16 protein-coding genes and 4 tRNA genes are annotated in these 21,353 nt (G+C 59.0%); 15 read left to right on the top strand and 5 right to left on the bottom strand.

Annotation, left to right across the window (positions count from 1 at the left end):
* Positions 1 to 15 precede the first annotated feature (15 nt).
* The 7 genes from gmk to G5253_RS14785 all read left to right on the top strand — a co-directional run bounded on the left by gmk (position 16) and on the right by G5253_RS14785 (position 6,626).
* Entirely contained in the window at positions 16 to 642 is a 627-nt protein-coding gene (gene gmk / locus G5253_RS14755) for a guanylate kinase (RefSeq protein WP_005339253.1), read from the top strand.
* Positions 643 to 721: 79 nt separating this feature from the next.
* Positions 722 to 997 carry a DNA-directed RNA polymerase subunit omega gene (gene rpoZ, locus G5253_RS14760; RefSeq protein WP_005307060.1) on the top strand — a complete coding sequence of 92 codons (276 nt, stop codon included), beginning with the start codon at positions 722 to 724 and terminating at the stop codon, positions 995 to 997.
* 131 nt (positions 998 to 1,128) lie between these two features.
* Positions 1,129 to 3,246, top strand: coding sequence for a bifunctional GTP diphosphokinase/guanosine-3',5'-bis pyrophosphate 3'-pyrophosphohydrolase (gene spoT / locus G5253_RS14765; protein WP_005339255.1), 2,118 nt, complete (start codon positions 1,129 to 1,131; stop codon positions 3,244 to 3,246).
* A gap of 44 nt (positions 3,247 to 3,290) precedes the next feature.
* Positions 3,291 to 4,022 carry a tRNA (guanosine(18)-2'-O)-methyltransferase TrmH gene (trmH, locus tag G5253_RS14770; RefSeq protein ID WP_159162642.1) on the top strand — a complete coding sequence of 244 codons (732 nt, stop codon included), beginning with the start codon at positions 3,291 to 3,293 and terminating at the stop codon, positions 4,020 to 4,022.
* A complete protein-coding gene (locus G5253_RS14775; RefSeq protein WP_266135177.1) occupies positions 4,022 to 4,681 on the top strand; it encodes a CatB-related O-acetyltransferase in 660 nt (219 codons plus the stop codon). The genes trmH and G5253_RS14775 overlap by 1 nt, the downstream gene beginning before the upstream one ends.
* On the top strand, positions 4,681 to 5,721 hold the full coding sequence (locus G5253_RS14780; protein ID WP_266135176.1) for an alpha/beta fold hydrolase: 1,041 nt from the start codon (positions 4,681 to 4,683) through the stop codon (positions 5,719 to 5,721). The genes G5253_RS14775 and G5253_RS14780 overlap by 1 nt, the downstream gene beginning before the upstream one ends.
* 89 nt (positions 5,722 to 5,810) lie before the next feature.
* Positions 5,811 to 6,626 (top strand): Cof-type HAD-IIB family hydrolase, encoded by an 816-nt coding sequence (locus G5253_RS14785; RefSeq protein WP_005339262.1) that lies wholly within the window; start codon positions 5,811 to 5,813, stop codon positions 6,624 to 6,626.
* Between the two features lie 34 nt (positions 6,627 to 6,660).
* Here the strand turns inward: G5253_RS14785 and G5253_RS14790 are convergent, their stop codons facing one another.
* The 5 genes from G5253_RS14790 to G5253_RS14810 all read right to left on the bottom strand — a co-directional run bounded on the left by G5253_RS14790 (position 6,661) and on the right by G5253_RS14810 (position 7,818).
* Positions 6,661 to 7,176 carry a ricin-type beta-trefoil lectin domain protein gene (locus G5253_RS14790; protein WP_266135175.1) on the bottom strand — a complete coding sequence of 172 codons (516 nt, stop codon included), beginning with the start codon at positions 7,174 to 7,176 and terminating at the stop codon, positions 6,661 to 6,663.
* Between the two features lie 179 nt (positions 7,177 to 7,355).
* Positions 7,356 to 7,432: transfer RNA gene (locus G5253_RS14795), tRNA-Pro, on the bottom strand.
* 76 nt (positions 7,433 to 7,508) lie between these two features.
* Positions 7,509 to 7,594: transfer RNA gene (locus G5253_RS14800), tRNA-Leu, on the bottom strand.
* Positions 7,595 to 7,614: 20 nt separating this feature from the next.
* Positions 7,615 to 7,690, bottom strand: a tRNA-His gene (locus tag G5253_RS14805).
* Positions 7,691 to 7,741: 51 nt separating this feature from the next.
* Positions 7,742 to 7,818: transfer RNA gene (locus tag G5253_RS14810), tRNA-Arg, on the bottom strand.
* 232 nt (positions 7,819 to 8,050) lie between these two features.
* Here G5253_RS14810 and G5253_RS14815 point away from each other — a divergent pair.
* The 8 genes from G5253_RS14815 to G5253_RS14850 form a co-directional block, all read left to right on the top strand.
* Positions 8,051 to 8,647: a TetR/AcrR family transcriptional regulator gene (locus tag G5253_RS14815; protein ID WP_266135174.1), complete on the top strand. Its 597-nt coding sequence runs from the start codon at positions 8,051 to 8,053 to the stop codon at positions 8,645 to 8,647.
* A complete protein-coding gene (locus tag G5253_RS14820; protein ID WP_005355753.1) occupies positions 8,644 to 9,777 on the top strand; it encodes an efflux RND transporter periplasmic adaptor subunit in 1,134 nt (377 codons plus the stop codon). The genes G5253_RS14815 and G5253_RS14820 overlap by 4 nt, the downstream gene beginning before the upstream one ends.
* A gap of 15 nt (positions 9,778 to 9,792) precedes the next feature.
* Positions 9,793 to 12,873: a multidrug efflux RND transporter permease subunit gene (locus G5253_RS14825; protein ID WP_216952542.1), complete on the top strand. Its 3,081-nt coding sequence runs from the start codon at positions 9,793 to 9,795 to the stop codon at positions 12,871 to 12,873.
* Positions 12,874 to 12,991: 118 nt separating this feature from the next.
* The gene (locus G5253_RS14830; protein WP_266135173.1) at positions 12,992 to 14,959 is read left to right on the top strand and encodes an ATP-binding protein; all 1,968 of its coding nucleotides are present in this window, start codon (positions 12,992 to 12,994) and stop codon (positions 14,957 to 14,959) included.
* A gap of 76 nt (positions 14,960 to 15,035) precedes the next feature.
* Positions 15,036 to 16,385, top strand: a complete 1,350-nt coding sequence (gene gorA, locus G5253_RS14835; RefSeq protein ID WP_266135172.1) for a glutathione-disulfide reductase — start codon at positions 15,036 to 15,038, stop codon at positions 16,383 to 16,385.
* 561 nt (positions 16,386 to 16,946) lie between these two features.
* Complete coding sequence (gene kdpA, locus G5253_RS14840) at positions 16,947 to 18,641, top strand: potassium-transporting ATPase subunit KdpA (RefSeq protein ID WP_266135171.1); 1,695 nt, start codon at positions 16,947 to 16,949, stop codon at positions 18,639 to 18,641.
* Positions 18,642 to 18,708: 67 nt separating this feature from the next.
* Positions 18,709 to 20,766, top strand: coding sequence for a potassium-transporting ATPase subunit KdpB (gene kdpB / locus G5253_RS14845; RefSeq protein ID WP_421203643.1), 2,058 nt, complete (start codon positions 18,709 to 18,711; stop codon positions 20,764 to 20,766).
* A gap of 62 nt (positions 20,767 to 20,828) precedes the next feature.
* Positions 20,829 to 21,353 (top strand): potassium-transporting ATPase subunit C (locus G5253_RS14850; protein ID WP_421203645.1); only part of this gene is annotated, 525 nt, incomplete at its 3' end.

Consider the following 21,353-nt stretch of genomic DNA (forward strand, 5'->3'; position numbering starts at 1 on the left):
ATTAAAGGTAATAATATGGCGCAACAAGGCACACTCTATATCATCTCTTCTCCGAGCGGCGCGGGTAAATCCAGTCTGCTCAATGCCTTGCTGACCAACCACAATCAAGCTGGCAAGATGCAGCTATCGGTTTCCCACACCACTCGCGCCACCCGCCCGGGCGAAGAGCACGGCGTACACTACCACTTCGTTCAGGTGGAAGAGTTCAAGGCGCTGATCGAGCGTGGTGATTTTCTGGAGTGGGCCGAAGTATTCGGCAACTACTACGGCACCTCACGCGCCGCCATCGAAGCCTGCCTGGCCAAGGGGATCGACGTATTCCTCGACATCGACTGGCAAGGTGCCCGCCAGATCCGCGAGCAGATGCCGACCAAATCCATTTTCATCCTGCCCCCCAGCCGCGAAGAGCTGGAGCGCCGCCTGATTGGGCGCGGTCAGGACAGCGCCGAAGTGATTGCCGGCCGGATGGCGAAAGCCATTGCCGAAATGGTGCACTACGACGAGTATGACTATGTCATTATCAACGAAGACTTCGAGCAGGCGCTGTTCCAGCTCAGGTCCATTATTGAGTGCCAACGGCTGGAGATGCGTCACCAGCAACAGGCTCAAAAAAACTTGCTGCAACAGCTACTGGCAGAGTAAGCCAAAAACAAGTAAACTTTTGCGTCATTTTTAAACACTGCTTTTCTAAATACAGAAAGCCCAAACACTGGAGTCCTGCATGGCACGCGTTACTGTAGAAGATGCTGTAAAACAGGTAGGTAACCGTTTTGACCTGGTGCTGGTCGCCGCGCGCCGCGCTCGTCAAATCGCGGTACAAGGCAAAGATCCCCTGGTCGACGAAGAGAACGACAAGCCGACTGTGATCGCCCTGCGTGAGATCGAGCTGGGTCTGGTGAACAATCAAGTGATGGACACCCAGGACCGCTACGAACAGCAAGAGCAGGAAGCCGCCGAGCTGGCTGCCGTTGCTGCCATCGCCGAAGGCCGCGGTTAAGTTATTCCTCCGGTTGGCACCCTCCCGGGTGCCGACTGTTCATCCCCATTTACAACCGCTCGAAAACCTCGCAAACTCAGGGCTATACCCTCAATTCCACGAATTGCCGTTTCACCGCTGCGGGGACTGTCTTGTATTTATTTGAAAACCTTAAAGAAATAGCCAGTTCCTACCTGCCGCCAGAGCAGGTTGAGAAGCTCAAGCAAGCCTATGTGGTGGCCCGTGATGCCCACCAGGGCCAGATGCGTTCCAGTGGCGAACCCTATATCACCCACCCTGTTGCCGTTGCCCGGATCTTGGGTGACATGCGCCTCGATCATGAAACCCTGATGGCCGCCGTGCTGCACGACGTCATCGAAGACACCTCTGTCACCAAGGCCGATCTGGCCGAACAATTCGGCAACGCGGTTGCAGAACTGGTGGCCGGGGTCTCCAAGCTCGACAAGCTGAAGTTTCGCGATCGCAAAGAGGCGCAGGCCGAGAACTTCCGCAAGATGGTGATGGCGATGACCCAGGATATCCGGGTCATTCTGATCAAGCTGGCCGACCGCACCCACAATATGCGCACCCTGGGCTCCCTGCGCCCTGACAAGCGCCGCCGTATCGCTCGGGAAACCCTCGAAATCTTCGCCCCCATCGCCAACCGCCTCGGTATTCACACCATGAAGAACGAGCTGGAAGAGCTGGGCTTCGAGGCGCTCTATCCCATGCGATCCCGCGTGTTGCGCGAATCGGTGCGCCGCGCCCGTGGCAATCGCCGCGAGATCATCGACTCCATCCAGAGCGAAATCAGCGGTCGTCTGAAAGAAGCGGGGATCGAGCATCAGGTCAGTGGCCGCGAGAAGAATCTCTTCTCCATCTACAACAAGATGGAGAAAAAAGAGCTGCAATTTCATGAGGTAATGGATATCTACGCCTTTCGAGTAAAAGTGAAGGACATAGATACCTGTTACCGGGTGCTGGGGCAGATGCATAGCCTCTACAAGCCTCGCCCCGGCCGCTTCAAGGATTACATCGCCATCCCCAAGACCAACGGTTACCAGTCGCTGCACACCTCTCTGGTGGGGCCGCACGGGGTACCGGTGGAGGTACAGATCCGCACCGAGTTCATGGATCAGATGGCCGACAAAGGGGTTGCCGCCCACTGGGCCTACAAGCAGGATGGCGACAGCTCGGGCACCACTGCCCAGATCCGAGCCCAGCGCTGGATGCAGAGCCTGCTGGAATTGCAGCAGAGCGCCGGCAGCTCGTTTGAATTTATCGAAGGGGTCAAAACCGACCTCTTCCCCGACGAAATCTACGTCTTTACCCCCGAAGGGCGCATCATGGAGCTGCCCGCTGGCGCAACGCCGGTGGACTTTGCCTACACGGTGCACACCGATATCGGCCACGCCTGCGTCGGTTCGCGGGTCGACCGCCACCCCTACCCGCTCAGCAGTCCGCTGCACTCGGGCCAGACGGTGGAGATCATCACTGCGCCGGGCGCCCGCCCCAACGCGGCCTGGCTCAACTTCGTGGTGACCACCAAGGCGCGCTCCAAGATACGTCAGTTCCTCAAAAACCTGCGCACCGAAGAGTCGGTGGTGCTGGGTCGCCGCCTGCTCAACCATGCGCTGGGCGCCAAGAATATCGAAGACATCCCCGAGCCGCGCATCAAACAGGTGCTGGCCGATACCAAGCATGAGAACCTGCAGGGGCTGCTGGCCGATGTGGGCCTCGGCAACGCCATGAGCGTCATGGTGGCGCGCCGCATGCTGGGGGATGAACTACCGCCGGAAGAGCAGCCCAAAACCAGCAGCAAGAAGATGCCGATCAAGGGTGCCGACGGCATGCTGGTCACCTTCGCCAACTGCTGCCGTCCGATCCCGGGAGATGCCATTATCGCCCACATCAGCCCGGGCAAGGGTCTGGTGATCCACCAGGAAGCCTGCCGCAACATCAAGGGCTACAGCAAGGAGCCGGACAAGTACCTGCCAGTGCAGTGGGAAGTGGACAAGGAGCAGGAACAGGAGTTCCGCACCGGCATCAGCATCGAGATCGTCAACCATCAGGGTGCGCTGGCCGAGCTGGCCAACGTGATTGCCGCCACCGGTGCCAACATTCACGCCATCAGCACCGAAGAGAAGGATGGCCGGGTCTATCAGGTGAGCCTGCTCATCACCACCAAGAGCCGCATCCACCTGGCCAACATCATGCGCAAGATCCGCGTGATGCCCAACGTGCTCAAAGTGAGCCGACAGAAGAACTGAACACAGGCGGCGCAAGCCGCCTGCTGCTTTTATAGAGACAAGCCATGACCCCCGAACGCTTCAAGCGCATCACCGACATGCTGGCCCAGCGTCAGCTCGATTTGACCGTCTGTATGGAAGAGGTACACAAACCTCACAATCTGGCCGCCATCGTGCGTACCGCCGATGCCATCGGCATCCACCGGGTACACGCCGTCTGGCCCAAAACCTGGATCCACAAGCGCAAGGGCACCGCCCGCGGCAGCCAGAACTGGGTGGATGTAAAACTGCACCCGGATATCGGCACAGCCGTTGCCGAGCTGAAAGCTTCAGGCATGCAGATCCTGGCAACCCACCTCTCCGACAGCTCCGTCGATTTTCGCGCTATCGACTACACCAAACCGACCGCCATTCTGGTGGGTCAGGAGAAGCATGGCATCGGTGAGGAGGCGCTGGCACTGGCCGATCACCATATCGTCATCCCCATGGTGGGCATGGTGCAGTCCCTCAACGTCTCGGTGGCTGCTGCCGCCATCCTCTACGAAGCGCAGCGTCAGCGCGAGCTGGCCGGTTGCTATCAGCGCGGCTGCCCGCTCACTCCGGAGGAGCAGAACAGCATCCTGTTCGAGGGTGGATATCCCATCTATGCCCAGCTCTGCAAAGAGAAAGAGATGCCCTACCCCCAGCTCGGCCCGGCCGGTGAAATTCTGGCGGACGAAGAGTGGTGGCAACGGATGCAGCTGACCCGCAAAGGGTGGGCGCAGCAGAGCGAGCAGGACGATCCGCAGGAGGAGTGATGGAGAACCCTTTTGGCAGCTGGCTGGAATCGCAAATCATCCGGGATCACCTGACCAACCCGAACATAGAGGCCGGCGACTACAGCTACTACTCCGGCTACTACCACGGCAAGCCGTTCGAGGATCACTGCGTCCGTTACCTGCTCGGCGATGGCTCGACCCGCGACACCTGGGAGAGCGGCCTCTGGGGCGAGGTGGATCGGCTGATCATCGGCAAGTTCTGCTCCATCGGCTCGGGCGCCACCTTCGTGCTGGCGGGCAATCAGGGCCACCGGCTGGATTGGGTTTCCACCTTCCCGTTCAACCCCGACACCTTTGGCGAAGGGGCCCGCAGCGGCTTTCTGCGCAAGGGAGACACCCGGATTGGCAACGATGTCTGGATCGGCTCGGAAGCGATGATCATGCCCGGCATCACCATAGGTGATGGCGCCGTCATCGCCACCCGCGCCGTGGTAACCAGGGATGTGGCCCCTTACACCATAGTCGGCGGCAACCCGGCTCAGCCGATCCGCCGTCGTTTCAGCGATGAGCAGATCCTCATGCTGCAAGAGATGCAGTGGTGGGACTGGCCCCTGCCTCGCTTGCAAGCCTGCATGGCGCTGCTCTGCTCGGAGGATATCGCTGCCCTTTATCACCATTGGCAACAGGAGTGTGCCTGATGAAACCCCTCTCTCTTTCCCTGTTGGCCCTGACCCTGTTTTCTGCCGGAGCCCTTGCCGTGACCAATACCTATCAGCTCACCAGCGAAGCCGATGTACCCAGCCTCTACCAGCAAATCCTACCCGACTTCTGGCGCCAGCATGCGGTTGAAGGGGAGTTCAAGGGCAAGGACGGGGTGACCATCCGCTATGCCGCGCTGCGGCAGGAGAAGGTTGATCGCGCCATCCTCATCGTCAATGGCCGGGTCGAAAGCTACCTCAAGTATCAGGAGCTGACGTGGGATCTGTGGCGTCAGGGCTACAGCCTCTATCTCATCGACCATCGCGGTCAGGGAATGTCTGGCCGGATGCTGAATGACCCGCAGAAGGGATATGTCGACCAATTCGACGATTATGTGCTCGATCTCAAGCAGTTTCACGACCAGATAATCATGGCGGACCAACCTGCCAAGCTGTTCCTGCTGGCCCACTCCATGGGCGGTGCCATCTCGGCCCGCTATCTGGAGCGCTGGCCCGATGATATCAAGGCGGCCGTGCTCTCCTCCCCCATGCTGGGCATCAATCTCGGCGGTCTGCCCAAGTGGCTGGCCAAGGGATTGGCGAGCACCATAGGCACGGTCGGCGGTTGGTTTGGCGAACCACCCTATGGGCCGGGTCAGAGCACCTATCAGGATCACGGCTTTGCCGACAACGAGCTGACTCACAGTCAGTCCCGCTATCAGGCGTTCCGCCAGCTCTACGAACAGCACCCGCAGATCAAGCTGGGTGGCGCGACCGCCCACTGGATTTATCAGGGGATCACCGGTGCCGATGCTGCCATCGCCGATGCGGGCGCCATCAAGACGCCGCTGCTGGTGCTGCAGGCTGGCAACGACAGCGTGGTGGACAATGCCGCACAGGATCGCTTCTGCACCATTGCCAAGTGCGAAGGGGGCAAACCACTGCGCATCGAGGGTGCCTGGCACGAACTGTTTATCGAATCCGATGACAAGCGCCAGCCCGCCCTGACCGCGATGGTCGACTTTTTCGCCCGCTTCTGAGCTGGCTATTTTTTGTAACCCTAAATAAATGGGGTGACAGTGCGGGCTAAGGTAAACTGCCCCTGTTTTCAATCGATGCCGAGGTAATGATGTTCAAGGTAGTTGTATCCGATCTCGATGGCACTCTGCTCAACAAGCAGCACCAGATCTCTCCCCGTACCCGGGATACCCTGCACCGCCTGGTAGAACAAGGTGTGAAATTCGTGGTCGCCACCGGCCGTCATCACGTTGACGTACGCAGCTTCCGCGATGCGCTGGGGATGGACATCTACCTCATTACTTCCAATGGCGCCGTGGTCCATGACAAACAGGATCAGCTCATTTTCAACCAGCCGCTGCCGACCGAAATCGCCGCCGAACTGATTGCGCTGGAGCGCGACCCCTCTATCCACCTCAATGTCTATCAGGGTGATGACTGGGTGGTGGAAGAGGAGCTGCCCTGGCTGCTGCAGTTCCACGACGAGTCAGGGTTCACCTACCGTCTGGTCGATGACCTGAAACAGGAACCGAAAGAGCAGATCAACAAGGTGTTCTACATCGGCGACCACGAAAAGCTGCTGAAGATCGAGGCGCACCTCAACCAGCGCTACGGCGATCAGCTCAACGTCACTTTCTCCCTGCCGGACTGCCTCGAAGTGATGCACGCCGGGGTGCACAAGGGCAATGCGGTGCGTGCCGTGCTGGAGCAGAACGGTTTCGACATGTCGGAGGCGATCGCATTCGGCGATGGCATGAACGACTTCGAGATGCTGACTATGGTGGGGCGCGGCATCGTGATGGGTAACGCCCATGACCGCCTGAAAATGGCGCTGCCGGAGTACGAGCAGACCCTCACCTCCGATGAAGATGGCGTCGCCGTCTATCTGGAGAAGCTGTTCGAGCTGGAGAGCGTCAGCGCAGCCTGATCCTCTTCAGACCGCCATCCGATTCAGCAAAGCCTCACCATGTGAGGCTTTGTTTTTTCAGGGTTTCCAGCCAAGGATTGGGCCGCTGCCAGCTGAAGCTCTGGTTCGCCCCGCCGTAGCATTCGGCCAGCCGCAGCGGCGTGCCGGGAGTATGGCGTCGTCCGGCCACATCGAGGCAGCGGGAGACCTTGCTGTTGAACAGCCTGTCTTTCTGCCACTCCCACTGCGCCTGACCGTCACAGGGTGCCAGCATCACTTCGCTGTCGTTTTTGGCTTGCAAACAGAGATCCTGCAGGCGCAACTCACCCAGATCCCACTCGAACAGTTGATCGTCTTTTCCGCTGCAAGGTTGTGCCAACACCTTCTGTCGGGATACTGCGACACAAAAGCCGCCGCTGGTCAGCAAGGGAGAGAGCACCCGATCTTCCGAAGGTCTCGAAGCGATTGAGTCCATAATTTCATCGGTTGATGGCGGTTTGATGGTACACCCCCCCAGCAGCAAGGCAGCCAGCAGGGCGGGAGAGCAAGCAAAGGAAATTTTGTCATTCATGGAAAAATGCCTGAAATGGGCCGATGACATCCGGTTGTCAGTGACTCGAGGCTGAAGCATAACCGAAAGGCGGGGCGCGCTGCCCAAATAGAGTGTAAACAGACGTAACAGGGAGAGAGTACTGGCCCAGCGGAGGCCAGAAAGTAAAAAACCCCGCCGAAGCGAGGTTTTTCTAAATGTGGTCGGTGATAAAGGATTCGAACCTTTGACCCTCTGGTCCCAAACCAGATGCGCTACCGGACTGCGCTAATCACCGAGGCTATTTCTTTCAAAATAGTTTACTTCAAAAAAACAAAGACGACCTTATGGTCATCCTCGTCATACAGCAAGCATGGTGCGAAGAGAGGGACTCGAACCCTCACACCCGGGGGGCACTAACACCTGAAGCTAGCGCGTCTACCAATTCCGCCACCTTCGCGTACCTGACAAGCTGTAAAATGGGGTGGCTGATGGGGCTCGAACCCACGACAACCGGAATCACAATCCGGGACTCTACCAACTGAGCTACAGCCACCACAGCTGTTTTCGTTCCACAACAACGCCCGTTTAACCGACGCACTTTTGATGGTGCGCCCGACAGGATTCGAACCTGTGACCTCTGCCTCCGGAGGGCAGCGCTCTATCCAGCTGAGCTACGGGCGCTACGCTGTCGAACGGGGCGCATTATTAATGATGGTTTCTGGTTTGTCTACACTTTTCTGTCACCGAAGGACTGTTCGTTGTTTTTTCAGGCAATCTGTGTGTTTTTCTTCCACATTCCTGCCTGTAGCCTGACAAAAGGCATACATCCCCGCATCAGTTCATCTTGCCGTCTTGACTTGATGTTGTGCCCATCTAGAATGAATGAACGTTCATTCAATCGAAAGTCACACTGATGATTCTGGATAAAAAAGAGAGCATCTTCAACGCGGCCCATGAGGTGCTGGGTGAACGGGGTTTTCATGGTCTGTCGATTGCAGAAGTCGCCAAGAAGGCCAATGTTGCCACCGGCACCATCTATCGCTACTTCGGTGACAAGGATGATCTGATCCGGCAACTGCATCAGCACACTATCTTGCAGTGTGTGCCCATGGTCATGGCAGATGTAGCGATCGATAAAGTTTCATTTCAACAATTCCGCCAACTATGGCTCAATATTCACGCCATTTTTGTTAATGAACCCAACGCAATAAAGTGCAAATTACAGTACGAGAGCTCTCCGCTAGGGGCAGAATTGGAGACCAATCCTGTCATTCTGGCCGCTTGGGAGCCTCTGGACCGATTCTTTGAACAGGGCGTTGAACAAGGATTGTTTATTGATTTACCGATACGGGCACTCCAGGTGTTGAGTCTGGACAGTGTCATGCATCTGGCCCTGCAGTGCAGGGTTCACAACATCACGCTGACCGAATCGCAGTTGGAAACCGCGATCCGAGCCAGCTGGAATGCCATTTTATCCCCCAATCTTTCCACCTCAGGAGCCTGTTCATGAAAAAGTGGATGGCCATTATGTTGCTGATAGCGATCGCCTTGTTTGGCAGCGTCATCGGCTTCAATTTGTTCAAACAGAAGATGATTGCCCAATACATGGCCAACCGGCCGGAACCCGAGTTCCCCGTCACCGCCATGGTGACCAAGGCGCAGGATTGGGTACCGACCATCGAAGCGATCGGCTTCATCGAGCCGAATCAGGGGGTGACCCTCTCCACCGAACTGGCAGGTACCATTGACGCCATCACCTTCGAGTCAGGCAAACCGGTCAAGGCAGACCAGCTGCTGCTGAGCCTGGACTCCACCGTGGAGCGGGCCAATCTGCGCGCCTCCCAGGCCAAGCTGCCGGCGGCAAAAGCCAAGTTCGATCGTTTCCAGAACCTCTACAAGACCAGCTCCATCTCCAAAGAGCAGCTAGATGAGGCGGAAGCGGCCTATCGCTCACTGGAAGCGGATATCGAGAGTCTGAAGGCGACCATTGCCCGTCGTGAAGTCCGTGCGCCCTTTAGCGGCGTGGTCGGCCTGCGCAATGTGTTCCTCGGTCAGTATCTACAGCCGGGCACCGATATCGTGCGCCTGGAAGATACCAGCGTGATGCGCCTGCGCTTCACCGTGCCCCAGACCGATATCTCCAAAATCAAGCTGGGCCAGACCATCAAGATCAATGTGGATGCCTATCCGCAAACCCAGTTTGACGGCCATATCACCGCTATCGAGCCTGCGGTCAACTTCCAGAGCGGCCTGATCCAGGTACAGGCAGACATTCCGAACAACGACGGTCAGCTCCGTTCCGGTATGTTCGCCCGCGCCAGCATCATTCTGCCGACGGTGAAAGATCAGATTGTGATCCCGCAAACCGCTATCTCCTTCACCCTTTACGGTCAGAACGTCTACGTGCTCAAAGAGGGCGAAGAGACCGACAAAGAGGGTAACAAGGTGAAAGTGCTGCGAGCCAAGCAGGTTGTGGTCAAGGCGGGTGAGCGCCGTGGCAACGATGTGCATGTGCTCTCCGGCATCCAGGCCGGTGACCAGATCGTACTGTCGGGTCAGGTTCGCCTGAGCAACGACACCAAGGTGCATGTGGTCGAGAACGATGCCCTGGCCGTTCCGGCACAAACCCCGATGCTGTAAGCGCGGAGATCTGCGATGCGATTTACTGACATATTTATAAAACGGCCTGTGCTGGCGATCTCGCTCAGCTTCCTGATCGCCTTGCTGGGCTTTCAGGCCATCTTCAAGATGCAGGTACGGGAATACCCCGAGGTGACCAACACGGTGATCACCGTCAGCACTGGCTACTATGGCGCCAGTTCTGATCTGATCCAGGGGTTCATCACCCAGCCGCTGGAACAGGCGGTCGCACAAGCCGACAACATCGACTTCATGACCTCCTCCAGCCAGCTGGGCAGCTCCACCATCACTGCGTACATGAAGCTCAACACCGACCCCAACGCCGCGTTGTCCGACATCCTGGCGAAGGTGAACTCGGTGCGCTCCCAGCTGCCGAAAGAGGCTGAAGACCCGTCGGTCACCTCCTCCACCGGTTCCACCACGGCAGTGCTCTACCTCGGCTTTACCAGCCCGGAGCTCAACTCCAGCCAGATCACCGACTATCTGGAGCGGGTTATCAAGCCGCAGCTCTTTACTGTCGGCGGGGTTTCCAAGGTTGACCTCTACGGCGGTGTCGAGTTTGCCCTGCGGGTATGGCTGGATCCGGCCAAGATGGCGGCCTTCAACCTGACTGCCAGCGACGTGATGACGGTGCTCAACAGCAACAACTACCAGTCCGCGACAGGTCAGGCGACCGGTTACTTCACCCTGTTCAATGGCAATGCCGAGACCCAGGTCAAGGATGTCGACGAGCTGAAGCGACTGGTGGTGGCTACCCGCGACGGCAAGGTGATCCGTCTGGCGGACATCGCCAAGGTAACCCTCGAGAAGAGTCACGATGTCTATCGTGCCAGCGCCAATGGTCGCGAAGCGGTTGTCATGGCGGTCAACGCCGCCCCGACAGCCAACCCCATCAACATCGCCCGCGATGTGCTGGCACTGCTGCCGAGCCTTGAGCGCAATATGCCGAGCACCATGCGTCTCAACGTGATGTATGACTCCACCGTGGCGATCAACGAGTCCATCCACGAGGTTATCAAGACCATCCTGGAGGCAGCCGCCATCGTTCTGGTGGTCATCACCCTGTTCCTCGGTTCGTTCCGCGCGGTCATCATCCCGATCATCACCATTCCGCTCAGTCTTATCGGCGTGGTGATGATGATGGATATGTTCGGCTTCTCGATAAACCTGATGACCCTGCTGGCGATGGTGCTGGCGATCGGTCTGGTGGTGGATGACGCCATCGTGGTGCTGGAGAACGTCGACCGCCATATCAAGGAGGGGGAAGAGCCGTTCCGGGCCGCCATTATCGGTACCCGTGAAATTGCGGTGCCGGTTATCGCCATGACGGTCACCCTGGCGGCGGTATACGCGCCTATCGCCCTGATGGGGGGTATCACCGGCTCCCTGTTCAAGGAGTTTGCCCTGACGCTGGCCGGTGCCGTGTTCGTCTCGGGCATCATCGCCCTGACTCTGTCACCGATGATGTGTTCCAAGATGCTCAAGGCCAACGAGCAGCCAGGCAAGTTCGAGAGCACAGTCCATCACCTGCTGGAGCGGATGACCGATCGCTACGACAGCATGCTGCACGCCGTGATGAAAAAGCGCCCCGTCATCGTGGTGTTCGCCGTCATCGTCTTCGCCAGCCTGCCGCTGCTGTTCAAGTTCATCCCGAGCGAACTGGCACCGTCAGAGGACAAGGGGGTCATGGCCGTGCTGGGTACCGCACCGTCCAACGCCAACCTAGACTACATCGAAAACACCATGGCGGATGTGAACAAGATCCTGGACGAGCAGCCCGAGATCGCCTTCTCCCAGGTCTTCTCAGGGGTGTTCAACGCCAACCAGGCGTTCGGTATCGCCTCCATGGTGCCCTGGAGCCAACGTGAAGCGAGCCAGAAAGAGGTGCTGGACCGGGTCGCCAATCTGGTGAAAGACATCCCGGGTATGGCCATCACCACCTTCCAGTTCCCGGAACTGCCGGGTGCATCGAGTGGTCTGCCGATCCAGTTCGTCATCACCACCCCGAACAGCTTCGAAAGCCTGTTCCTGGTGGCCGGTGAAATTCTGGCAGCGGCGCAGAGTAACGGTCAGTTCGTCTATTCGGATCTCGATCTGAACTACGACTCCGCCACCATGAAGATCCGCATCGACAAGGACAAGGCGGGTGCCTACGGCATCACCATGCAGGATATCGGTATCACCATGGGCACCATGATGGCGGACGGTTACGTCAACCGTATCGACCTGGATGGCCGCTCCTACGAGGTGATCCCGCAGGTCGAGCGCAAATACCGTCTCAATCCGGAGTCCATCAAGGGCTACTACGTGCGGGCCGCAGATGGCAAGTCGATCCCGCTCGGCAGCCTGATCACCATTGAAGTGGTTGGCGAGCCCCGCGCCCTGCCCCACTTCAACCAGCTGAACTCCGCCACTATCGGTGCCGTTCCGGCTCCGGGTGTGGCCATGGGTGATGCGATCAACTGGTTCCAGACCACCGCCGACGAGAAGCTGCCGCAAGGCTATCGTTACGACTTCATGGGTGAAGCCCGTCAGTTCGTCACCGAAGGCAATGCGCTCTATGCCACCTTCGCGCTGGCACTGGCGATCATCTTCCTGGTGCTGGCGATCCAGTTCGAGTCGGTGCGTGACCCCTTGGTCATCATGGTCTCTGTCCCGCTCGCCATCAGTGGAGCATTGATTGCCCTGGCATGGGGACTAGCGACCATGAACATCTACTCCCAGGTGGGCCTCATCACCCTGGTGGGTCTGATTACCAAGCACGGCATCCTGATCTGTGAAGTAGCGAAGGAAGAGCAGCTGCTGCGCGGCATGAACCGGATGGAAGCCGTGATGCAAGCCGCCAAGGTGCGTCTGCGTCCGATCCTGATGACCACCGCCGCCATGATTGCCGGTCTGATCCCGCTGCTCTACGCCGCAGGCGCCGGTGCAGCACAACGGTTCAGCATCGGTATCGTCATCGTGGCAGGCCTTGCTATCGGTACCCTGTTCACCCTGTTCGTACTGCCGGTGATATACACCTATCTGGCTTCCGAGCACAAACCCTTGCCGGTATTCGATGAAACCATTCCGCCCAAGGCAAACGGCGGACACTGATCATCAATCACTTGCCAAGGCCCCGATACGGGGCCTTTTTTATGGTTCGCAGGAAAGACGACATAAGTCCATGAAGCAGTTAAACTAAAAAACACAACATCCAGACCGCAAGGACGCCATGTCAGGACTCATCTCCAAGACCGCCGAGGCCGTAGGCCGCAACGGACTCTCATACCGCCTGCTCTCCTATATTCTGGTGTGTAGTACCGTATTGGCGATGATCATTACGGTGCTGCAACTCGCCTGGGATTACCGCAAGGATGTCGCCGTCATCGAAGACAGCATCGGCCAGATCGAAGCCTCCTTTTTGCAACCTATTGCCGCCAGCTTGTGGAACCTCGATGAGGAGCAGGTCAAGGTGCAGATCGAAGGGATCATGAACCTGCCCAACATGCAGTTTGTGATGGTCAAGGAGATGCTCGGCAACTCCGAAGTGCCACTGTTGACCCAGGGAGTGGAACGGGAAAGCTATGACATCTCCCAGGAGTTCAATCTCACCTATCAGGGGGAAATTGTCGGCAAGCTGTTTGTCGCCGCGTCGCTGGAGCAGATTTACCAGCGTCTGATTGAGAAGTCAGTGCTGATCATGGTCAGCCAGACCATCAAGACCCTGGTGGTCTCATTTTGTATCCTGATCATCATTTACTATCTGGTGGTCAGACACATCAACCGCATCGCCAACTACGCCCAGAAGTTCAACCTCGATCGGCTCGACATGGAGCTGGTGCTGGAGGGGCGTCCGCAACCACGCAAGAAACCCGACGAACTGGATACCCTGGTCTCCACCCTCAACCAGATGCGCACCCGGCTACGTGACGAGCTGGTCGCTCGTCATCAGGCGGTGGAACAACTGCAACAGGAGCGGGATTTCTCCGCCACCCTGATCAACTCGGCCAACATGGTCATCTGCTGTATGGAGCCGGATCTCACCATCGCCAGCATCAATCCGGCAGCCATCCTGCTGACCGGTTATCACCAACAGGAGCTGCTCCAGCACAACTGGCTGGATCTCTTCGTCAGCCCGACCCAGCGTGAAGAGCTGAACAATATCCTGAACGAAGAGGGGTCACTGGCAGACAAAGAGGTCATCATGCATGACCAGCAGGCCCACGAGCTGGTGCTGCAGTGGACCTTCGTACCCTTCTATGAAGGGCCGAACCTCAAGTACCAGATCGGGTTCGGCTACGACATCACCCAACTGAAAAAGGTCGAGCGGGAGATTATCCAGCTCAATGAGCAGCTGGAAGGAAAAGTGGTGGAACGTACCCGCAGCCTGAGTGAAGCCAACAACCAGCTCGGCAAAGCGTACGACGACCTGAAACAGGCCCAGCAGACTCTGGTGGAGTCGGAGAAGATGGCCTCCCTCGGCTCGCTGGTAGCCGGGGTGGCACACGAGATCAACACTCCGATCGGCATCAGCGTGACCGCCTCCTCCTACCTGCAAGAGCGGGTCGCCGACTTCAAGTCTCATATCGACTCCAAGCAGCTGTCGCGCTCCTATCTCAACGAGTTCACCGTCAACCTCGACGAATCGATGCAACTGCTGCAGAGCAACCTGCGGCGCGCCTCCGAGCTGATTGCCAGCTTCAAGCAGGTGGCTGTCGACCAGTCATCGGAAGCTCGCTACAACTTCAGTCTCGCCGACAACCTCCATCAGGTGGTGGTCTCGCTTGGCCACAAACTGAAGAAGAGCCAGTGCGAAGTGGATATCCAGTGCGATCCCAAGCTGTCGATCTTCTCCTTCCCGGGCAGTTTTACCCAGATCTACTCGAACCTGATCCTCAACTCCATCAACCACGGGTTCGACAGCTGGGACAAACCGAAGAAGATCACCATCAAGGTGGAACAGCAGGGAGAGGAGCTGTTTATCGACTATTCGGACAACGGCCGCGGCATCCCGCCCGAAATCTTGCCGCGCATCTTCGATCCCTTCGTCACCTCCAAGCGGGGTCAGGGTGGCAGCGGTCTGGGCACCCACATCATCTACAACCTGGTGGTGCAACTGCTGAAAGGCCGTATCAGCTGTGCCAGCGAACCGGGCCAGGGCGCCCAGTTCCATATTCGCCTGCCGATCCAACATAACTGAGCGCTGGCTCTTGTGAGCCAGCCGCTTTATCCCCATCATGCTGTGATTGCATTCTTAATGAGCGGAGAACCTCGCAATGGCACAGCATTTTGACTATATCGCCATCGGCGGCGGCAGCGGCGGTATTGCTTCTGCCAACCGGGCTGCCATGTACGGTAAGAAAGTTGCCCTGATTGAAGCCAAAGAGTTGGGTGGAACCTGCGTCAACGTAGGCTGCGTACCGAAGAAGGCCATGTGGTATGCAGGCCAGATCGCCGATGCCCTGAAATATGGCGCCGACTACGGCTTTGACACCACCCTCAACCACTTCAACTGGGCCAAGCTGGTCGAGTCCCGCCAGGCCTACATCGGCCGCATTCACCAGTCCTATCAGAACGTGCTGGGCAAGAACCAGATCACCGTCATCAAGGGCTTCGCCCGCTTCGTCAGTAGCAACACCATCGAGGTTAATGGCGAGCACTACACGGCCGATCATATCCTGATCGCTACCGGTGGCCGCCCGGAAATTCCGGCGATCCCGGGTGCCGAGCTGGGTATAGACTCCGACGGTTTCTTTGACCTGCAAAGCCAACCCAAGCGGGTTGCCGTAGTGGGTGCGGGCTACATCGCAGTCGAGATCGCAGGGGTGATGCAGGCGCTCGGCTCAGAGACCCATCTGGTGGTGCGCAAGCACGCGCCGCTGCGCAACTTCGACCCCATGATCCACGAGACATTGGTCGAAATCATGGCGCAGGAAGGGCCCAAGCTGCACACCCACGCCATTCCCAAAGCCGTGCTCAAGAACGCTGACAACAGCCTGACCCTGCAACTGGAAGATGGTCGCCACCTCACCGTCGACAGCCTGATCTGGGCCATCGGCCGGGTACCGGCTACCGACAACCTGAATCTGGCCGCCGCAGGCATCGCGCTTGACGAGAAGGGCTTTATCCCGACCGACAAGTTCCAGAATACCGCCGTCGCCAACATCTATGCGGTGGGTGACAACACGGGTCGCATCCAGCTCACGCCGGTAGCCGTCGCGGCGGGCCGCCGTCTCTCCGAGCGGCTGTTCAACAACAAGCCGAACGAGCACCTCAACTACGATCTGGTGCCGACCGTGGTGTTCAGCCACCCGCCCATCGGCACCATCGGCATGACCGAACCGGAAGCCATCGCCGAATACGGCGAGGACCAGGTGAAGGTCTACCGCAGCCAGTTCACCGCCATGTACTCGGCACTGACCCAGCATCGCCAGCCCACCCGGATGAAGCTGGTCTGTGTCGGCCCGGAAGAGAAGGTGGCCGGTCTGCATGGTATCGGCTTTGCGATGGACGAGATCCTGCAAGGCTTCGGCGTCGCCATGAAGATGGGGGCCACCAAGGCAGATTTCGACAACTGCGTTGCTATCCATCCGACCAGTGCTGAAGAGTTCGTGACAATGCGATAGGTACGTTTGAAGTTGGCCTGTCATTATCAGGCCAGCTTCAACAACTGCGTTCCCATGCCTCATCCCACCAGCGCTGAAGAGTTCGTGACGATGCGATAGGTACGTTTGACGTTGGCCTGTCACGAGCAGCCGGCGTCTACAGCCATGTAGCCCCTTCCCACAAACCCGGCTCAGGCCGCTTTTTTTGATCCCTCCTCGCCATTTCTCTCGCAAATCCGCCGTTCTTTACGCCGATTTTACGCCTGCCACATGGCGCTTTATGGCGCCTTTACGCCTGTTTTACATACCTTTTCAGCGTCAATGACACCAACAGAGTCGATATGGTCTTACATCGGCTCTCGCAGCTAATTATCTCAATGGAGTCGATATGAATTGGCTATATCTGCTGCTCGTCCTCGCCTTGATGGCCTATCTGATGCGCGCACTCACGCGCAGTCACGAGTGAGGGACTAACTATATGCAGCAAGAAATTATCTACCCGGTGGCCAGCAAACTGCCGAGCCTCGTGAGCAATCCAATGCGTGCCCTGACGCACCGTGACCACGAGTGAGGAACTAGAACATGTGGCAAGAAATAATCTATCCGGTGGCCTTCGTGCTGCTGGTTCTGCTACCAGCACCGCTGCTGGGCAACTACATCTATCGGGTATTTGAAGGCAAAATCCACTGGCTGGCACCGGTCGAGCGCGCCACGCTGGCTTGCTGTGGCACCGATGGACGGGAGCAGGACTGGAAGTCCTACGCCCTCAGCCTGCTGGCCTTCAACGGCGCCGGTTTCGGTCTGCTGTTCCTGATCCTGATGGCGCAGGGGTTGCTGCCCCTCAACCCGCAACAACTGCCGGGTCTGAGCTGGCAACTGGCATTCAACACCGCGGTCAGCTTTATGACCAACACCAACTGGCAAGCCTATTCCGGTGAGGCCAGCCTCTCCTACTTCAGCCAGATGGTTGGGCTGACCACCCAGAACTTCGTCTCCGCAGGGACGGGCGCAGCCGTCGCCATTGCCCTGTTCCGCGGTATCGCCCGCCAGCAGGCCATCAACCTTGGCAACTTCTGGCAGGATCTGGTGCGTTTCTGCCTCTATGTGCTGCTGCCCATCGCGCTGATCATGGCGCTGGTGCTGGTATGGCAAGGGGTGCCGCAAAGCCTCTCCGCCTATCTGTCGTTCCACGGTGTGGAGGGTCAGGAGCAGCTGCTGCCCCTCGGCCCGGCGGCCTCGCAGATCGCCATCAAGCAACTGGGCTCCAACGGCGGCGGCTTCTTCGGCATCAACTCGGCACATCCGTTCGAGAACCCGACAGCCCTCTCCAACTGGCTGGAGATGGTCGCCCTGCTCACCATCGCCGCCGCCATGGTCTTTACTCTGGGCCGCTATGTGAAGGACATGGCCCACAGCCGCGCCATTCTCGGTGCCATGACCCTCATGCTGGTGCTGGGGCTCTTCGTCTCCCTCTCCCAAGAGCTGAAACCGGATCACGCCCTCGCCCAGCTCACCACTGACGCCAGCAACATGACTGGCAACTGGGAAGGCAAGGAGAGCCGCTTCGGCCCTGTGCTCTCCAGCATCTGGGAAGTGGCGACTACTGCCGCCTCCAACGGTGCCGTCAACGCCATGCACGACAGCTTTACTCCGCTCGGCGGCATGGTGGGCATGATCAACATGCTGCTGGGTGAGGTCATCTTCGGCGGGGTCGGCTCCGGTATCTACGGCATGATGCTGTTCGTACTGCTGACCGTGTTCCTGTGCGGCCTGATGGTCGGGCGCACCCCGACCTATCTGGGCAAACGCCTCGGCATCACCGAGATGAAGTGGGTAGTCGCCAGCATGCTGGTCATGCCGGTGGGGGTTTTGGTGATCGGTGGTGTCACCCTGCTGATGCCGGATGCCAGCACCATCATCGGCCATGATGGCCCGCACGGTCTGTCACGCCTCATCTACGCCTACGCCTCGGCTGCTGGTAACAACGGCTCCGCCTTTGCCGGTTTTGCCGCCGGTGACAACTGGCAGTGCATCGCCATCGGTCTGGCCATGCTGCTCGGTCGCTTCGGCTACATCATTCCGGTACTGGCCATCGCCGGTCAGCTGGCCCGCGCGCCCCGTCAGGAGACGAGCGAAGGGGACTTCCCCATCAGCGGCCCGCTGTTCGTTACCCTACTGATCATCACCGTCCTGCTGATAGGTGGCCTCTCCTTCCTGCCGGTGCTGGCACTGGGCCCGGTGGCTGAACATCTGAGTCTGATCGGAGGTGCATTCTGATGAACCTGACCCTGTCGATCACCATCCGGATGCCAATCGCCAACTATCTGATGCTGGGAGCTTTCCAATGAGCAAGTCCACTGCAATGAGCACCGACACCATGTTGGTGAAGGGCAAAAAACAGAAATCACAGATCATCCAGGCAATGGTTGAGGCCCTCTATCGCTTCAATCCCAAGGCGCTGTTTGGCAGCCCCATCCTGTTCACCCTCTGGCTGGCCGCAGTCATGGCGACCGTGGAGTCCCTGCTGGGGCAGCCTCTCTCCGGCGTCGCCCCCTCGCTGGCCTGGCAGCTGACCGCCTGGCTCTGGCTGACCCTCTGGTTTGCCAACTTCGCGGAAACCCTGGCCGAGGGGCGCGGCAAGGCTCGCGCCGACAGCCTGAAGGCGGGCATGAGCCAGCTCAAGGCCCGTCGGGTGGCGAATGCCAAAGATGGTCAGGGCGAGTGGGTACCCGCCACCAGCCTGATGAAGGGGGATCTGGTGCTGGTACGCAGCGGCGAGATGATCCCGGCCGACGGCGAAGTGATCGCCGGTATCGCCTCGGTCAACGAGGCGGCCATCACTGGCGAATCCGCCCCCGTCATCCGCGAGTCGGGAACCGACCGCAGCGGCGTGACCGGCAACACGACGGTCGTCTCCGACGAGATCTGGGTGCGCGTCAGCAACAATCCGGGCGAAAGTACGCTGGATCGGATGATCGCACTGGTGGAAGGGGCCAAGCGCCAGAAGACCCCCAACGAGATGGCGCTCGACGCCCTGCTGGTGGGCCTGACCCTGATCTTCCTGTTGGTGGTCGCCACCCTGCCCTGGTTCCTCGACTACAACGGCACCCAGGTACCGCGCCTCTACCTGATCGCCCTCTTCATCACCCTGATCCCGACCACCATTGGTGGCCTGCTCTCCGCCATCGGTATTGCCGGTATGGATCGATTGGTGAAGCTGAACGTCATCGCCAAGTCTGGCCGTGCCGTCGAAGCGGCCGGTGACGTGCGCACCTTGCTGTTGGACAAGACCGGCACCATCACCTTCGGTAACCGGATGGCGGATGAGCTGATCCCGGCACCGGGCGTCGACCCCGCCCTGCTGGCACAAGCGGCCATGCTGGCCTCGCTGGGTGACAACACCCCGGAGGGAAAATCCATCCTGACTCTGGCCAGCAAGAGCATGGCCAAGCCGAGCCAGCTGGAGAGCGACAAGGTGATCCCCTTCAGCGCCGAAACCCGGCTGAGCGGGCTGGATCGCAACGGTCATCAATATCGCAAGGGTGCGGTGGATGCCGTGTTGAACTACCTCAGCCTCGACCGCAAGGCGGTACCTGAGCTGGTGCTCAAGTCAGTCGACAGCATCGCCCGTCAGGGTGGGACTCCGCTGCTGGTCTGCACTCAGGAGAAACTGCTGGGGGTGGTCTACCTCAAGGACATCATCAAGCCCGGTATCAAGGCTCGCTTCCAGATCCTGCGCCATATGGGGATCCGTACCGTGATGATCACCGGCGACAACCCGAAAACCGCCGCCACCATCGCCGCCGAAGCCGGGGTGGATGACTTCATCGCCGAAGCGACGCCGGAGAAGAAGCTCGCCTATATCCGGCAGGAGCAGGCCGATGGTCGTCTGGTTGCCATGTGCGGCGACGGTGCCAACGATGCACCCGCACTGGCACAGGCTGATGTGGGTCTGGCCATGAACGAGGGTACCCAGGCAGCCAAGGAGGCGGGCAATCTGGTGGATCTCGACTCCAACCCCACCAAGCTGCTGGACGTGGTGCTGGTCGGCAAACAGCTGCTGGTGACCCGTGGCGCCCTGACCACCTTCTCCATCGCCAACGACGTGGCCAAGTACTTCGCCATCCTGCCAGCCCTGTTCATCGCCGCCTACCCGCAACTGGGGGCACTGAATCTGATGCAGCTGGGCAGCCCGCAGAGCGCCATCCTGTCGGCCATCATCTTCAACGCCCTGATCATTGTGGCGCTGGTGCCGCTGGCGCTGCGTGGCGTCGACCTGAAAGGCTCGGCCGCCAGCCTGCTGCGCCGCAACCTGCTGATCTACGGTGTCGGCGGCCTGCTGGTGCCGTTTATCAGCATCAAGCTGATTGACCTGGTCATTACCGGCCTGGGTCTGGTGTAACGACGTAACCGGGATGCGGGGCGAACCCGCATCCCCAGCCATCCTTTTGGAGCAAGAGAATCATGATAGCAATCAGAACCCTGTTGACCCTGACCCTGCTGCTGGGCGTGGGTTATCCGCTGGCGGTGACCGGGCTGGCCCAACTGCTGTTCCCCTGGCAGGCCAACGGCAGCCAGCTGACCGACAGCAAGCAGCAACTCATCGGTAGCGCCCTGCTGGCACAGAAATTCGAGCGGGCTGACTACTTCCACCCCCGCCCTTCAGCCAGTGATTTCAACACCATTGGCGGTAGTGCCAGCAATCTGGGGATGAGCTCACCGCTGCGGGCGGAGTTCGCCGAACAGGCCGCCAAGGCACAGCCTGAAACCAGCTCTCCTACCATGCTGACCCGTTCCGCCTCTGGCCTCGATCCACATCTACCACTCGATGCGGTGCTGGCGCAGGTGGATCGTGTAGCCAGAGAACGTGGACTGGATCCCGCCCAACTGACGGAGCAGGTCAAGTCGGCCACACAAGCTGGTATCCTTGGCCCGCAGGTGGTCAACATTCTCCAGCTCAACCTGCAACTGGATCATCAAAAGGGCGCC

It is taken from the genome of Aeromonas sp. 602658, from assembly GCF_049173005.1.
Lineage (GTDB): Bacteria > Pseudomonadota > Gammaproteobacteria > Enterobacterales > Aeromonadaceae > Aeromonas > Aeromonas veronii_A.